Source organism: Bilophila sp. (assembly GCF_057864385.1).
The window spans coordinates 1-16,234 of record NZ_DBMAFI010000069.1 but is presented as its reverse complement, the minus strand read 5'-3'; the positions used below and the strand labels follow the sequence as shown (position 1 = coordinate 16,234).

Here is a 16,234-nt window from a genome sequence, read left to right as displayed (position 1 = left end):
TCTTCTTATGGATGCGGGCAAACCCCTCCTGCATCTTCCTGTCCCAACCGGGAAAGCTCTTGCGTGGCCTCCCCACCAGTCGAAAGTCTTGGGAAGGGAGAGGGGGGCGTGGGGGGAGAGGGACAACCCTTCTCCAGAAGGGTTTCCCTCTCCCCCCACATTCCTTCATCTACCCTTTCCCCTTCATCGCTCCTCGCCTTCGACCGGGAACACCTGTGGCACCCGTATACGTCGGCGCTGAACCCGCTCCCGGTGCGGGAGGCGGTGGGCGCGTCGGGCGTGCGCATCAGGCTGCGCGACGGGAGGGAGCTGGTGGACGGCATGTCCTCGTGGTGGTGCGCCATCCACGGCTACGGGCACCCCGTCCTCATGGACGCCGTGCGGCGGCAGTCCGCGAAAATGGCCCATGTCATGTTCGGCGGCCTGACCCATGAGCCCGCCGTGGAACTGGGGAAACGGCTCCTGCCGCTGCTGCCCGGCAACCTGAAGCATATTTTTTATGCCGATTCGGGTTCGGTCTCGGTCGAAGTCGCGCTCAAGATGGCGGTCCAGTACTGGGCCTCGAAGGGCAGGCCGGGCAAAACCCGCTTCCTCACCCCCAAGGGCGGCTACCACGGCGACACGCAGGGGGCCATGTCCGTCTGCGATCCCGTAAACGGCATGCACACCCTGTTTACCGGCATCCTGCCGAAACATCTGTTCGTCGATCGGCCAAGCTGCCGTTTCGACAGCCCGTTCGATCCCGACAGCCTCCGGCCCATGCGCGACGCCATTGAGCGCCACGCGGACGGGCTGGCGGCGGTCATCCTTGAGCCCATCGTGCAGGGCGCGGGCGGGATGTGGTTCTATCACCCCGACTACCTGCGCGGGCTGCGTAAACTGTGCGATGAGCACGAACTCTTGCTGATCGTTGATGAAATCGCCACCGGGTTCGGGCGCACCGGCAAGATGTTCGCTTCGGAATGGGCGGGCCTCAAGCCGGATATCCTCTGCCTCGGCAAGGCGCTCACCGGCGGCACCATGACGCTGGCGGCGACCGTTGCCAGCGAAGCCGTAGCGCAGGGCATTGAAGAGGCCGGGCCGGAGCAGGGCGGCGGCGTGTTCATGCACGGCCCCACTTTCATGGGCAACCCGCTGGCCTGTGCCGTGGGATGCGCCAGCCTCGACCTTCTGAACGCCTCGCCGTGGGCCGAACGTGTGGAAGGCATCCGCCGGGGCCTTGAGGAAGGGCTTTCGCCGTGTCGGGAATTCCGGGGCGTCCGCGACGTGCGGACGCTCGGCGCAATCGGCGTCGTGGAGGTGGACAAGCCCGTGAACATGGCTGTTTTGCAGGACTTTTTCGTTGAGCGCGGTGTGTGGGTGCGTCCGTTCAACCGGAACGTCTACCTCATGCCGCCGTACTGCATCGAGCCTGAAGACCTGCGGCGTCTGACGGACGCCGTTGTGGACGCCGTGCGCGGGGCTTATTCGTAACTCCGTTTTGCCCAAATGCCCTGACGTGGGCGCATGTTGTATGCGTTCCGTCAGGGCGCGCCCAGAGTTTTTTCATATTGAAAAGGCTCTTCCGGCTGCGGGAAGCAGGCGGACGCTGTGGAGGCATAAGAACCGTTTATTTGTGTTGTTCAATTCATTTATGCTGTTCAATGCCTGAGCGAGTGTATTTTAGATTTTCATCGGTTTGACTTAACCGATTGAGGAATAAACTTTTAGCGAACTATTTGAGAAGTAGTGGCAACGAGTTAGCAACCGTGCCAATTGCAGCGGTTTGCGGTGCTATGCTGTCAAATAATCCTTTTAGTTTCAAAGGTAAACAAACTATCTGAATAATAATCATGTATAGTTGCTTTTTTACCATATAGTGATTAATAGAGCTTCCGATTTTTTGACAAAGGCCCTATGTTGTACTGTAAGTTAACCATCTAAGTTCGCAAAATAATCATTTATCGAGCATATTTAAATTTTTTCTGTTCAATATGCAAGAATGAGGTGTAGTTTCCCCACACTTATTGCAAGCGATACATTTAGGTACATAAGCAAGGTCAGTTTTCCACTTGTTAATTAAATTGGGTTCTGCAAGCAGGGTGCGTGCCAACGAAAACAAGGGGATATTTTTGTTGTTCAGCAAGTCGTCCATGACTTCTATATTGCGGTTTCCGCCTACCAAAATGAGCGGTGTCGTGATATGTCGTGCAATTTCGGAAACCTGCTCTTTAAAATAGGACTGCTTCTCAATGGATCGGGCTATGTTTGGAAACGATTGGGTGATGCCGTTACCCGATGAGAGGTTCGTTCCGCTTGGTTCGATAAAATCAACGCCGAGTGCATCCAGACGCTCGAACATGGCAAGGGATTCGGGAAAAGTCAGCCCCTCGCCTTCGGACATGAAATCGTCAAAATTCAATTTTATCATCACGGGGAAATCTTTGCCGACAGCCGCACGCACAGCGGCGACGACTTCATAAATGAGGCGGGCACGGTTGTGTAATGTGCCGCCATATTTGTCTTTACGTCGGTTATAATAAGGCGTCAAGAATTGACTCAACAAATATCCATGCGCTGCATGGATTTGTACCGCATCGAATCCGGCTTGTTTTACTTGTAAGGCAGCCTTTGCATGGCAGTTGATTACGTGCTTAAAATCCGCCTCTGTCATCTCTTGCGGCATGATACCCGTCACGCGGTTTAAAACCGCAGAGGGAGCTATCATTCGTCGGTGCCGAGATGCCTCAAAGCCACTTTGTGAACCCCCCATCGCAATCTGGCAGGCTATCTTGACATTCTTGAAATGTGCATAGTCAATAATCTCTTTCCATTCGGAGATAAAAGAATCGTCATACATTCCAATCATGCGGGGATTGGGTTGGTCGTTGGCATCAATATATGTGTACTCGGTGATGATAAGACCAACCCCACCATCTGCGAGAGCCTTATATGTGTCAATCAAATCGGGCGTTATATGTCCTTTCTCGTCCGCCGCTTTCATCCATAAGCCGGAACGCACGAAACGATTTTTCAAAGTCAGTTTCGGAAATCGAACCTGTTCAAAAAGAGTTTTCCTTTCCATGTGCATGGTTAATTATCCTGTCAGGTTGATTTTCTCTAAAAGCATTCTTCTGGAGAAGCCGGGCAAACGGGCCGGGCTGCGTGTTTCAGCAGGCTCCTTCCCCGAACCAGCCGGCAAGCTTGGCGTCGGCTTTGGCCTTGGCCTCGGCGTCTATATAGGAAGCGGCCATGACCACCGCCGCCGCGAGCACGCCGATGTCGTCGGTGAAGCCCACGACCGGGATGAAGTCGGGGATCACGTCGATAGGCGAGATGAAATAGCCGAGCGCGCCGTAGATCACCATTTTCGTCTTGAGCGGCATAGACGGATTGTCCAGCGCGTAGAACAGGCGCAGGGCGCTGCGTATGCCCTCACAGCCGACTTTCTTTGCGTGCCCTTTGATTTTTTCCCAGAGCTTTTCGGGGGAAAAATCGGAAACGTAAGCCGACCACTGGCCGTTTTCCTCTTTCATATCGATAATGTCCTTGTCGCTCATGGCGGCCTCCTCTGTCCCGCGTTTTGTCTGAATGTGGGCACGGCTGGGCGGCGTGTCAAGGAGGCGGGGCGATCGCGGAAAGGCACCGCCGCATCCCGCCATCAGGCTGGGGTGCGGCAATGCCTTTTGTGTCAGGATGCGGGGCATCCGTGGGCGGGAGGAGAGGCGCGGGAGCGGGCCGCGCCGGGGCTACATGATGCCGATGAACTTCCAGTAGGGGATGGCGATGGCCACGATGAACGCCCCGGCGACGATGCAGCGGGCGATCATTGTGGGGATGACGTGCTTGAGGGTCACGCAGCCCGTGGTGAAGATGTAGAGGAACATGACGCCTTCATAGGGGAAGAAGTACTGATCGAGCCCGTACTCGAAGGCGTAGAACAGGGGCAGGGGGTTGATGCCCATCTGGATGCCGAGTTCGCCGAACGCCGGGGTGAAGGCCACGGTCGCCGCGAAGGGGGTCAGGAGCAGGTTGGTGAGCACGCCCGCGAGGTAGGAACAGAGCACGCCGAGGGTGGGAGGCAGTTCCTTGAGGAACGGGATGATGGACGAGACGGCCCACTTGTTGGCTCCGACTTCGCCCGCCACGAACCCGATGGCCATACAGCCCGCCACGAAGACGAGGAACACGATGTTCAGGCTGTTGAAGGAGGAAGGCTCCATGATCTTCATGCCGGGCATGTAGCAGAACAGGGCCACGAGGCAGAGGACGTATACGGCGTTCACGCCGGTCCACGGCTCGACCATGAAGCCGAGGATGCTGAGGATGGCGAGGATGAGGAGGCGCTTTTCGGAAACCGACATGGGGCCCATTTCAGCGAGGCGCTCTTCAAGGATGAGCTTGAGCTTCGCGCCTTCGGGGAGATCCACCTTGCCGCGCATGAAATAGATGGTCAGGAAGGACAGCGCGACGTAGATGGTGTTGATGAAACAGACGTGATCCAGGTATTCCCACCAGTCCACATTGCCGCCGATGGCCTTCATAAGCACCTGGAACGACCAGATGAAGGACTCCGAGGTGTGCAGGAACTGCATGGTCGGGGCCGCCGCCGCGAAGAAGCAGGCGATGATGATGACGGAGGACAGGCGGGACTTGGGATCGATTTCCAGCGCCCTGATGATGCCCACGGCGATGGCGCAGAAGATGACCGTGCGGGCGAACCCGGAGGCCAGCAGGAGGCCGAGGATGATGCCGCCGATGGCGAAGCCGATGAGCATCCCGGTGAACGTGCCGCCCGTGAGGAGCATGCAGCGCAGGGCCACGCGCTTGGCGAGCCCGGTCTTTTCCATGGCTTCGCCGAAGATGGCCGCGCCGAAGGTGGTCCAGATGAGCACGGTGGTCCACGGCCCAAGGACGACTTCGGGCGGGGCCATGTTGGTCAGCAGGTAGAGGAAGGTCAGCGCGGCGGCGACGGCCACGGCGGGCAAGAGATCGAAGGTCCAGATGATGACCGCTGCGGAGGTCATCGCAAGATAGAGGGGCATCTGAGGCGAAACATCACGGGGAGCCAGCAGGTAGAACAGGCTGGCGATGCCGAGCACGGCGAACCACTTTAATGTCAGGACACGGTTCATGGGGACTCCTGCGGAAGGCGGGTTCAGATGTCGGGGAGCCGCGCCGGGATAGGGGATTCCGGCGCGGCGGACGCTGCCTTAGAGGGCCGATGTTTTGGGGAAGGCGAAGTTGTCCATATAGTAGCGGTGCGGCTTCACCGGATAACGATCCAGCGGAACGGGGTCGGTGCGCAGATCCATGCCGTCGCGCCCGCTGCGGATGACGATCCACGCCGGATCGCCGTGGCGTTCGGGGAAGTCCTCGCGGTAATGGCCGCTGCGCGATTCCTTGCGCATGAGCGACGCCTTCAGGTACATTTCGGTGATCAGCGCCATGGAGCGCGCTTCCACGAGCTTGACCAGATAGTGCGGCTCAGGGGCGGTCATATACGGCAGGATGTTTTGCTTGGCGTCTTCAAGGCGTTCCAGCGAGCGGGTCAGGCCCTTGCCGGTCTTGAGGATACACACGTCCATCGGGGCCATGAGCTCCTGCATGAGCCGCACGACGTCCTTGGGATAGACGCCGGGCTTGCCGAGCAGGGACAGGGTGGCGTCGAGCGTGTCTGAGGCGTGGGCGTCGTCGAACCGCGGCGCGGAGGTAAGCCCGGAAACGTATTGCCCCGCGCTGTTCCCGGCGATGTAGCCGGTCGTGGTGGTCTTGCAGGTATCCCAGCCGCCCATGTAGACGCCGGGGGTGACGCTGCGGGCGCGTCCGGCCACGAACAGGCCCGGAATGCCGCTCCAGCCGTCCTTGTCGGCCACGGTGCCGCCGAATGAGGTGAGCACCTGCGGCATCCATTCGGTTTTGCTCTTGAAGAAGTCGATGCCGAGTTCTTTCAGCTTGGTGTCGTTGAGCTTCATCCAGCCGCCGGTGGGGGTCATGATCTCGACCCCCTCAGGGCTCATGGTGCTGGTGTCGAAGTAGATCGGCCCGCGTCCGGCCCGGACTTCAAAGGCCATGCCGCGCACGTTGTAGTGCGGGTCGGCCTTGGCTCCGAGCTTGGGGGAATAGCGGCGCATGAAGTCCTCGCCCTCGCCGTTGAGGAAGCGCGCGCCGTAGGGGAGCATCCCGGTTTGGCCTTCCCACGCGAACAGCTTGGGCACGTTCCAGTTCTCGATGAACTCCATGTTGCGCAGGGAAGCGCCCGCGCCGTAGGCCAGCGCCGCGCCCTCGCCCGCACAGGTGTTCAGCAGATACGAGCCCTTCCAGCCGCCGTTGTGGGCGGCGAGGATGACGGCCTTGGCCCGGAACAGGCAGGGCGTGCCGCTCTGGGCGTGGAAGCCCACGGCCCCGGAAACGGCGTCGCCGTCCTTGATGAGATCGGTGATCTCGACGCGCCCGATGCGCTGGACGTTGAGGCGCTGGAGCTCGGCATTGAGGATCTGGGTGGTGTGCGCGCCGCCCTTGCCGTAGGGGTGGTAGAAGTAGTAGCGCATGAGTTCGAGCCCGCGCTGGGGGATGCTCATGAGCCTGCCGGAATCGTCGCGGGCGAACTTGTGGCCCATCTTCTCGTAATCTTTGAAGCGCTCGTAGGACTGGTTGAGGATTTCCTCAAGCACGTCCTGCTCGCACAGCCCGTCGTAGTAATAGACCAGCTCTTCGACCAGATCCTCGGCGGCGAACTCCGGCTGCTTGACGATCATGTCGCCGCCGGACATCCCGCCGAGGCCGCCCCAGTCGCGGGGGCCCTTGTCGACGATGAGCACGTTCTCCACATGTTGCCGGGCCGTCAATGCGGCCCACGAACCCGAAAAGCCGCCGCCGATGATCAGCACGTCCGTATCGAAAACAAAAGGTTTCGCGCTCATGGCTAGTCCTCGCAATGGATTTCAAGGGTACGCGGGAGCGGTTCCTTGAAAGGATGCACGTTGATGGCTTCCGCCGGGCAGCGGAGCTCGCAGGTGAAGCAGGTCATGCAGTCGTCGTTGTAGGCGATGCGGGCCTTGGCCCCGCAGGTCATGCAGCGCATGCCTTCCGCCAGCACGGCGTGGAGATCCAGCCCCTGCCGCCGTTCTTCAAAGCCGGGGGCGTCGGTCACGGCGCGCTCGTTGCGCGGGGAGAGGAGCACCCCTTCGCCGGGGAGCCTGTCCTTGTCCACGGTTTCGCGGACGGCGGCGCGGTTGGCGAGGATCTGGCCTCCGCGCAGGTAACGGTCCATCGAGTAGGCCGCCTCGCGGCCTCCGGCGATGGCTTGGATGGCCGAGGCCGGGCCGCTGGACGCGTCGCCCGCCGCGAATACGTCGGGGCGGGAGGTTTCAAAGGTGACGGCGGCGGTTTCGATGGTGCGGCGGGGCGTGATGGCCACGTCATCCGCGAAGGGATCGAGATCGGCGGCCTGCCCGATGGCGAAGATCACGGCATCGGCGGGGATGGTGCGGGTCTGCGTTTCATCAAAGGACGGGCGGAACGCGCCGGAAGCGTCCTTGACGGAAAGGCAGGCTTTGACGGTGAGGCCGGAAACGGCGCCCGCGCCTTCGACGCGCACCGGGCCCCAGCCGCACTGGAAATCAATGCCTTCTTCGCGGGCGTCGGCGATGTTGTGCGGATAGGCGGGCAGTTCGCTTTCCGATTCAAGGGAAACCATGCTCACGGAAGCCGCGCCGAGGCGCTTGGCGGAAATGGCCGCGTCAACGGCGACGTCGCCGCCGCCCACGACCACGACGTGGCCCGAAAATGCCGGGGCGTGATCGCTGCGCACGGCGCGGAGGAACTCCACGCCCCACAGCACGCCGGGCAGCTCGGCGCCTTCAATGGCGAGTTTGCGGCTGAGGCTGGTTCCGGGGGCAAGGAGGAAAGCCTTGTAACCGCGGCGGCGCAAGTCGCCGAGGGTCAGATCGCCTCCCTTGCCGATGCGGGTGTTGCAGCGGAAGCTGACGCCGAGGGCTTCAAGCCGGGCCACATGCGCCTCGACCACGGCGTCGGGCAGGCGGTAGGCCGGGATGCCGTAGCGGAGCATGCCGCCGGGGTGCGGTGCGGCCTCGAAAACGGTGACGGGATAGCCCATACGGGCCATAAAACAGGCACAGGAAAGCCCGGCGGGGCCGGAACCCACCACGGCAACCTTGGCGGTATGCCGGATGGCGGGCTGTTCTTCGGGCAAACCGAGATCGCCGAGGAACTGCTCGACGGCGTTGATGTTCACCGCGCCGTCCACGGCATTGCGCGCGCATTCCTTTTCGCAGGGGTGGAAGCAGATGCGCCCCGTGATGCCGGGAAAGGGGTTGGTCTGGCGGAGTTTCTTGGCGGCTTCCTCAAGCTTGCCCTGCTGTACGAGGGCATTGTAGCCGCGAATGTCGGTACCTGCCGGGCACGCCGCCATGCAGGGCGAAACCTTGCGCTGGTCGGTGTCGAGGCGGAAGACGTCGAGGCTGCACGACTTGAAGCAGGTTCCGCATCCGATGCATTTGTCTTGATCGATAACGTTGATCACGTCCTGTCTCCTTGGCGTTCCCCGCGTCACAGGGAACGGCTATGTGAAGGGTGAGGGGACGGGCGGGCGCGCATCCGCCCTCCGGCTCACTTCCCATTGTGCGAACCTTCACACAGCCGCTCTCAAGAAAATGGCGCAGATGCGCCATTTGTGAAAAAAAGCGGAAAAAAAGAGGAAACAGGATGAAAGAGTGTGGATTATATGGGTTTTCTGTATGATTCCGGGCTTATTCCCCGGCTATTTTTTGCAGGAGCGCAAGGTCTCCAATGCGGAGGCGGTTCTTGGTGAGCTGGAGGAGCGCGCCGCATTCGCGCAGCGACCGCAGTGCCCTGACGAGCGTAGCCCTGTGTATCCCAAGGAAAATCGCCAATTCTTCCTGCGTCATCTGAGGGTTGAAGTCGAGCTTGTCCCCGTGCAGGCGTGAAAGTCCGCACAAAAAGAGGCTGACCTGCTTTACCGCCGTACCGCCGCCCGTTTCGGAAAGGTTGGCGTGCATCACGAGCACCTTGGTGCTCATGGAGACCATCAGGTTGATGATGAGTTCCGGGTATTCGGCGACGAAGCGGGGATCATGGAGCAACGTGCCGGGGAAGCGGTACAGTTCCACGTCTTCCATACAGTAGAAGCGGCAGTCGGGATCGTCGAACCCTGCCAGCGCCGTAGCCTCGTTGAACACGTTCCCGCTGCCGACATAGACCATAGCCCGCTCGCGTCCGTTCTCCGTGCCGTGCATGATTCGGAGGCGGCCCTTGGCGAGGTAGTAGAAATCGAACATGGCGTCGCCCGCCAGTACGAGGGGGTAGCGTTTCGGGTAGGTGTAGCGCGTTGCGAGATGGAGCAGGCGGCTCCACGGCGCGTTCATGCCCTCAAGTTTTCCTGTGTGGGAGGAATCGGCATCCAGCTTGAGCTGTTTCATGAAGCCTCCTGTCTTTATAGGCTATTGTTGAGTGACATTTTTTGACGCCCATGTAGGCAATGTGGGGAGGCGAGGCAGGCGATTTTGCGGGGCTCTACGGGCCCGCCGAGGGGCCCTGCCCCTCGGAACCCCGCAAGGGGCGAGCCGCCCCTTGACCCGGCGGCGCGGCTGTCTTGGCGGCGTTGCCGTCAAGACAGCCGCTTACTATGCAGTATAACGCAATTCATGTGCCGGAGTCTGCCCCTATATGATGTGATAACGATCTTCATTTATTGAAGGCGTACCATAGAAAAGGGCTGATGCTTTATTTCTTGAAATTCCAAAAGAATAATTAGGTTGTGTTGCTATTTTAATGTAATTATTTGAAATTATTAAAATATTTTTGTGATTTGGCTTGAAAAATAGTTAAATGGTTTCAATATATTATATCTATATTGACGACTAGGACACAGCCACTTTTTATCTCGTGGCTTTGTGGAGGAAGCATTTTGCCGGTCTAAGAAAGCATCAATTGCTTTGGAATTTTAAGAAAGCATCAATCGTTTATTGCGACATGGCCTTTCGTTTCAATCTTACCCTCAATAAGGATTGTTAATAAGGATTATTTTTCAGGAAGACGGCGTTGCGTAAAAGGAGCGGCGGCTATCCTTGGGGGGAACGGCCGCCGCTTGGGGAGTGGGGGAGGAGGAAGCCCCCGGCAGGTGGAGAGGAGATTTTTTGTTTTTGGGGCTGGGTAATTCCAGAGTGGAATTGCCTACGATGAGATCGGGATCGGCGCCGTCCCTCATGGATGGGTTGCCGCCCTTGCCGCTATCCACGCTGTTACCGTCCCTGATTCCCATCAAAAAGAGAACTCGTTGGGCCTAGGGCGTTTCCTCTCGCGGCATTGCCGCGAGAGGAAACGCTTATGCCGGGTCAAGGGAGCGCTGCTCCCTTGCGGAGTGCAGAGGCAGCGCCTCTGCCGGGGTTCGAGGGGCAGGGCCCCTCGCCGAAGTCTGGGAAAACGCCCCATCAATACATGCCGAGCGCCTTCGGGAGGAACGTTACGACGTCGGGGAAGAGGATAAGGAAGAAAACAACAAGAATAAGCAAGAAAATATAAGGGATGGCCCCCTTTGCCACCCGTTCCAACGGAAGGTTGGACAGGTTCATGGCGATGAACAGGTTGACGCCGAGCGGCGGGGTCAACAGGGCGATCTCGTTGGTAACGACCCAGAATACCCCAAAGAATACGGGGTCGATGCCCACGGACTTGATGATCGGCAGGAAGACCGGCGCGAGCACGACGATGGTGGCGAGGGTCTCCATGAACATGCCGAGGAAGAACAGCAGTGCGGCGATGAGCAGCAGGATCAGGATGGGGTTGGTGGTGTACAGCATCATCTGGGCGGCGAGCTGCTGCGGGATCTGGTACATGGTCAGGAACCGCCCGAAAATGGTGGACACGCCTACGACGATGAGGATCGTCCCGGTGGAGATGTTCGCCAGTTTCATGGCGTTGAACACTTCCTTCAGGGAAAGCTTCTTGGTGATGAAGAAGCCGACGAAAAGGGCGTACCACACCGCGACGACCGAGGCTTCCACGGGCGTGCATATGCCCGCGTAAATGCCGCCGAGGATGACCACGGGAGCCATGAGAGACCAGATGTTCTTCAGGAGCGCGCGTCCGAATTCGGCCATCGTGTAGGAATGCATCGTTCCCCTGTAACCGTGGCGGCGTGCGATCATATAGGCCGTGAGCATGAGGCAGGTGCCGACCAGCGCGCCGGGTACGAATCCGGCGGTGAACAGCGCGGAAATCGAGACGTTGGCGATGATGCCGTAGACGAGCATGGGGTTGCTCGGCGGGATGAGGATGCCGAGCGTGCCGCCGGTGGCCGAAACGCCGGCGGCGTATTCGGGCGAGTAGCCGCGCTTGATCATGGAGGGGATCATGATGCTGCCCATGGCGGCTACGGTGCCGGGGCCGGAACCGATCATGGAGGCGAAGAACATGCAGCCGAGGATGGTCACGATGCCGAGCCCGCCGCGTATATGCCCGACGAGCATGGAAGCGACCTCAACAATCTGGGCCGCCATGCCGCCGCGCTCCATGAGCGCCCCGGCGAAGACGAAGCCCACCACCGCCAGCAGAGGGAACATGTCCGAGACCTTGATAAGGTCGATCATGACGAGCGAAAGCGGGATGTCGCTCAGAAGCAGCACAGTGATGGAGGCCATGCCGAGGGAGACGAAAATGGGCGTGCCCATGATGAGCAGGACAGCCAGAGCAACCCAGATGAGGATTTCAAGGGACATCAGAACACCTCCTCGCTGGGGACGACTAAGGGATCACGTTTGGTAAAGATACGCCACCAACGCTCGACGAGGCGGACGGCCTGCAAGGTGAAGGCGATGGGCACCGCCGCGTAGACGTAGCGCATGTCAAGCATCAGCGCCCCGGAAACCATCGGGCGGTCGCTCATGCTGATGATGAAGTCCGTCCCGACGTCCACCACGATGATGCAGAAGATCAGCCAGATGATGTCCGTCGCAAGGAGCAGGAGCATCTGGCCAAGCTTCGGCAGGAGCTTGAGCTGCGCGGTCACGCGGATATGCAGGTTCTTTGAGGCGGCGAGGCTCGCCGCGAAATAGACAAGATACAGGAACAGGAAGCGGCTGACCTCTTCAGACCAGGCAATGGACTTGCCGCCGAAGTATCTATAGCACACCTGCATCATGAGAAGCGTCATGATGACGCCGAGCAGCGTACAACAGATATACTCTTCAAGATCTCTCCAAATGGACGCCAACTGCTCGCGCATGGCTCACTCCTCGCCGGTTGAGGTTAGCGGCCCGGAGGGAGGATTCCCTCCGGGCTCGGCAGGCGTTATTGCGGACGCGTACGTCCGAGGGACTTCATCATGGTGTCGAGCAAGGAAATATCGCCGATCTTGTCATAGAACTGCGGCCATACGTTCATGGCCTTTTCCTGCCAGACGGATTCGTCTTCCGGCTTGTCGAGGATTTCGACGCCCTTATCCTTGAGCGCCTTGACGAGTTCGGTTTCCATTTCGGCAATCATCTTGCGGTTGTTTTCGGTGGCAAGGCGGCCGCCTTCAAGGATGGCCTTCTGGACGTCCTCAGGCTGCCTCTTGAGCCACGCGGCGTTCACCACGATGGGGCCGATCCACACCTTGTAGTGGATTTCGGTGATGTACTTCTGCACTTCCTCGAACTTGTTGGAAGCGAACACGGGGTAGGGGTTTTCCTGGCCGTCGACGACCTTCTGCTGGAGGGCGTTGAACGTCTCGTCCCACGCCATGGGCGCGGGCTCACCGCCCCACGCGCGGAAGGTGGCGATCATGATCGGGTTGTTGGGCACACGGATCTTGAGGCCCTTGAGGTCTTCAACCGTACGGATGGGGTGCTTGCTGTTGCTCAGCACGCGGAAGCCCTGCACGAGCCAGCCCACGGCCATGTTGCCGCTCTCGTCGATCATGCGCTTGTTGATCTCGTCCCAGTTCTGGTCGATGAGCTTGTAGCAATCTTCATAGTTGGTGAACATGTACGGCAAATCGAACACGCCCATGGAAGGGCTGAATACCGTCACGTTGTTGACCGCGAGGGACGCGATCTGGATGACGCCCTGCTGGATGTCCTGAAAACTCCGTTCCTCGCCGCCAAGCTGGCTGCCGGGGTAAATCTGGACGTCCACTTTCCCGTTGGTGGCCTTTTCCACGTAGTTCTTAAAGTCGAGGGCCGCGGCGTGATGCGGCTCCTTGACCATCGCGCTGGAGCTGTGGCTGTAGCGCATGACGATTTTTTTCTCGGCCGCACTGGCGGGAGAAGCCAGAAGCAGCGCTCCGCAAACCGCCCCTAACAGGGCCAGGCTGAAGCCTTGCCGGATGTTCATGAAGACCTCCTCGTTTGTGGGTGAACAGTCTGAAATCCATTGCCATAGTCGCGCTTTTCCAAGAATGCGCACTCCGCATTCATGAAAAGGCGTGCCTTTTCACTTGCATGTCGAATCAAAAGAACGTAGAAATAAAGATAATCGACCTTAATCAATGGTAAAAAACGTTTTCATGATTTTACTGCTACGGGCGCTTGCGGTTCATGTCCGCCATCATCTTGTCGAGGAGATCGAGGTTGCCGATTTTGGGGTAGAGATCGGGCCACAGGGCCATCGCCTTTTCTTCCCAAATGTTTTCGTCTTCGGGCTTGTCGAGGATTTCGACGCCGGCCTTCTTCATGGCGGGCTTCAGGCGGTTTTCCATGGCGATGATCATTTCGCGGTTGTGCTTGGTGGCGAGGCGTCCGCCTTCGAGGATGGCCTGCTGGACATCGGCAGGCTGCTTCTTGAGCCATGCGTCGTTGACGACCATGACGATGATCTGGAGCTTGTAGCGCAGTTCGGTCATGTACTTCTGCACTTCTTCAAACTTGTTGGACGCAAAGACCACGTAGGAGTTTTCCTGGCCGTCGACGACCTTCTGCTGGAGGGCGTTGAATGTTTCGTCCCACGCGAGGGGGGTCGGCTCACAGCCCCATGCGCGGAACGTGTTGATCATGACCGGGTTGTTGGGCACGCGGATTTTGAGGCCCTTGAGGTCTTCGATGGTGCGGATGGGATGCTTGCTGTTGCAGACGTGGCGGTAGCCGAGGTCGAGCCAGCCGATGATGCGGTTGCCGCTTTCCTTGATGGCCTTGGCGTTGAGCTCGTCCCAATACTTGTCGAGAATGTCCCAGCCTTCCTGGTTGGTCCTGAACAGATAGGGGAGATCGATGACATAGAGGGAAGGGGCGAACACGGCGGCATTATTGGAAGCCAGGGATGCTATCTGGATGACGCCCTGCTGCACGTCCTGAAAGGCGCGTTCCTCGCCGCCGAGCTGGCTGGCGGGGTAGATCTGCACTTCCACCCTGCCCTTGGTTTTCTCTTCAACGTATTTCTTGAAGTCCAGAGCCGCCGTGTGATGCGGCTCCTCCACCATGGCCGCCGAACTGTGGCTGTAGCGCATGATGATTTTCTTTTCGGCCGCCGCTTGCGCGGGCAGGCACAAGATCGCCCCGATCATCAATCCTACCGTTGCCTTCCATGTGTTGGACAGTTGCATAACGCCCTTCTCCTTGGGGTTATCTGGTTAGGCCTGCGGCCTTTCGGGATGCCGTACATGCTCCAAGGCCGCGGGCATGAGGCCTAATAGGTGGATTTCCTTATGTTTATGAGGCTTATGAATGGATTTTGAATCCGTTCTTTTGCAAAAAAATATGAATATTCAATGTATTATATGTTATAATTTATATTAGAATGAATACGTTTTCATTCTATGCGTCAAAAAAATATCTTGTCAAGAGATGGGATGCTTTTTTTTGTATCCTCAGCGGCGTAAGATACATATTTTTTATAAAATACAGCCTATTAAAAAAGATAGTTTTTGCCCTTTCAGACACTCCCCGCAACTCTGTGAAGAGGTTTGCGTCTTCATGGCGGCCTGCCGCCGGGTGGGTGCTTGAAATGTAGATGTTTATCTAACATCTACACATATAATTGGTTTTTACTTTGGGCACATTCTTTTCCGCTGCATGGGGTGGCGGAAGCTGCAAAAACCGGCTCTTTTCGGAACCAAGGGGGTGAACGCAAAAAAAACGTTGCAAAGAGGCTTGACAGCGGTTTTATGGGCGGCTAGATTGAAAACGTACTTATTGAAGTACAAAATAAATGGATAATACATTGAAAAAAAACAATAAAATGAATGAAAACGGTTTCAATAACACCCGGGCGACCATAAAGGACGTCGCCATCAAGGCGAACGTCTCGCTTTCGACCGTATCCCGCGCCCTCCGCGAGCCGGACAAAACGCCTGCGGAAACGGTCAGCAAGGTCAGGGCCGCCGCGGAAGCGCTCAACTACGTCTACAACGCGACGGCGGGCTCCCTTTCCAAGAGGCGCTCGGACACCATCGGCATCCTCCTGCCTTCGCCGACGTATGCGGCGTTCGGCGTGAACCTGATGGCGATCCAGAAAACGTGCTCGGAGCGGAACTACTCGTGCAAGGTGGCCCTGTCGCAGTTCTCGCCGGAGGAGGAGCGCCTCGCCATGCGGCGCTTCCACGAGCAGCGCATCGGCGGGCTCATCCTCGTCGGGCTGGACATGAGCAATGTGGATTACATGAAAACGCTGGAGGCGGCGGGCATCCCCTGCATCATCCTGTGGGAAGTGCCGGACGAAAGCGTGAACTATATCGGCATCGACAACGCGCGATCCATCTATACGAGCGTCAAATACCTCATTGATCTCGGACATAAGCGCATCGGTTTTCTGGTCGGCCCCATGACCTGCGCGCGCCGCACCATCGACCGTATGGAAGGCTACAAGAAGGTGCTTGCCGACAACGGCATCCCCTTCGACCCGGAACTCATCCGCTCGCAGCCGCCTTCCTACCTGCTCGGCAAGGAGTCCATGCGGGCGTTTTTGAAATTGCAGGATCCCCCGACGGCGGTGCTGTGCGTGAACGACTATCTGGCCATCGGTGCCATGCGCGCCATCACCGAAGCGGGGCTGAGCGTCCCGGAGGACATTTCCGTCTGCGGCTTTGACGACATCGACATCGCCGCCTACTTCAACCCGCCGCTGACGAGCATCAAGACGCCCTGCTACGAAATGGGCCAGATGGCGGCGAACATCATGATTTCGGCCATAGAGTCGCAAACCCCGCTCAAAGTGCAGTACCTGCTCGACACGGAACTTATCGTGCGCAGGACCTGCGGCAGGGTCAAAGAAAAATAAAAGGAAGGAACCCGCATGGACA

13 protein-coding genes are annotated in these 16,234 nt (G+C 58.5%); 2 read left to right on the top strand and 11 right to left on the bottom strand.

Annotation, left to right across the window (positions count from 1 at the left end; all coding sequences use genetic code 11):
- Window positions 1–108 precede the first annotated feature (108 nt).
- Window positions 109–1,473: an adenosylmethionine--8-amino-7-oxononanoate transaminase gene (bioA, locus tag ACZM8Y_RS15385; RefSeq protein WP_489501869.1), complete on the top strand. Its 1,365-nt coding sequence runs from the start codon at window positions 109–111 to the stop codon at window positions 1,471–1,473.
- 463 nt (window positions 1,474–1,936) lie between these two features.
- Here the strand turns inward: bioA and ACZM8Y_RS15380 are convergent, their stop codons facing one another.
- From ACZM8Y_RS15380 to ACZM8Y_RS15330, 11 genes are all read right to left on the bottom strand, one after another.
- A complete protein-coding gene (locus ACZM8Y_RS15380; RefSeq protein WP_482332672.1) occupies window positions 1,937–3,070 on the bottom strand; it encodes an NADH:flavin oxidoreductase in 1,134 nt (377 codons plus the stop codon).
- A 79-nt stretch (window positions 3,071–3,149) separates the two neighbouring features.
- Entirely contained in the window at window positions 3,150–3,539 is a 390-nt protein-coding gene (locus ACZM8Y_RS15375) for a YkvA family protein (protein ID WP_482332667.1), read from the bottom strand.
- A 189-nt stretch (window positions 3,540–3,728) separates the two neighbouring features.
- Window positions 3,729–5,114 carry an SLC13 family permease gene (locus ACZM8Y_RS15370; protein ID WP_308771979.1) on the bottom strand — a complete coding sequence of 462 codons (1,386 nt, stop codon included), beginning with the start codon at window positions 5,112–5,114 and terminating at the stop codon, window positions 3,729–3,731.
- Window positions 5,115–5,192: 78 nt separating this feature from the next.
- A complete protein-coding gene (locus tag ACZM8Y_RS15365; RefSeq protein ID WP_482332658.1) occupies window positions 5,193–6,902 on the bottom strand; it encodes an FAD-binding protein in 1,710 nt (569 codons plus the stop codon).
- A gap of 2 nt (window positions 6,903–6,904) precedes the next feature.
- Window positions 6,905–8,524, bottom strand: coding sequence for an FAD-dependent oxidoreductase (locus ACZM8Y_RS15360; RefSeq protein WP_482332654.1), 1,620 nt, complete (start codon window positions 8,522–8,524; stop codon window positions 6,905–6,907).
- 226 nt (window positions 8,525–8,750) lie between these two features.
- The gene (locus ACZM8Y_RS15355) at window positions 8,751–9,440 is read right to left on the bottom strand and encodes a Crp/Fnr family transcriptional regulator (RefSeq protein ID WP_337432076.1); all 690 of its coding nucleotides are present in this window, start codon (window positions 9,438–9,440) and stop codon (window positions 8,751–8,753) included.
- 608 nt (window positions 9,441–10,048) lie between these two features.
- Entirely contained in the window at window positions 10,049–10,282 is a 234-nt protein-coding gene (locus ACZM8Y_RS15350; protein WP_479858657.1) for a hypothetical protein, read from the bottom strand.
- Between the two features lie 169 nt (window positions 10,283–10,451).
- Window positions 10,452–11,738: a TRAP transporter large permease gene (locus ACZM8Y_RS15345; protein WP_337431840.1), complete on the bottom strand. Its 1,287-nt coding sequence runs from the start codon at window positions 11,736–11,738 to the stop codon at window positions 10,452–10,454.
- Window positions 11,738–12,244, bottom strand: a complete 507-nt coding sequence (locus ACZM8Y_RS15340; protein ID WP_302552965.1) for a TRAP transporter small permease — start codon at window positions 12,242–12,244, stop codon at window positions 11,738–11,740. The genes ACZM8Y_RS15345 and ACZM8Y_RS15340 overlap by 1 nt, the downstream gene beginning before the upstream one ends.
- A gap of 65 nt (window positions 12,245–12,309) precedes the next feature.
- Window positions 12,310–13,335: a TRAP transporter substrate-binding protein gene (locus tag ACZM8Y_RS15335; protein WP_302552964.1), complete on the bottom strand. Its 1,026-nt coding sequence runs from the start codon at window positions 13,333–13,335 to the stop codon at window positions 12,310–12,312.
- A gap of 184 nt (window positions 13,336–13,519) precedes the next feature.
- The gene (locus ACZM8Y_RS15330; RefSeq protein ID WP_302552963.1) at window positions 13,520–14,539 is read right to left on the bottom strand and encodes a TRAP transporter substrate-binding protein; all 1,020 of its coding nucleotides are present in this window, start codon (window positions 14,537–14,539) and stop codon (window positions 13,520–13,522) included.
- 635 nt (window positions 14,540–15,174) lie between these two features.
- Between ACZM8Y_RS15330 and ACZM8Y_RS15325 the strand changes: the two genes are divergently transcribed.
- Window positions 15,175–16,212: a LacI family DNA-binding transcriptional regulator gene (locus tag ACZM8Y_RS15325; protein WP_302552962.1), complete on the top strand. Its 1,038-nt coding sequence runs from the start codon at window positions 15,175–15,177 to the stop codon at window positions 16,210–16,212.
- Window positions 16,213–16,234: the final 22 nt, after the last annotated feature.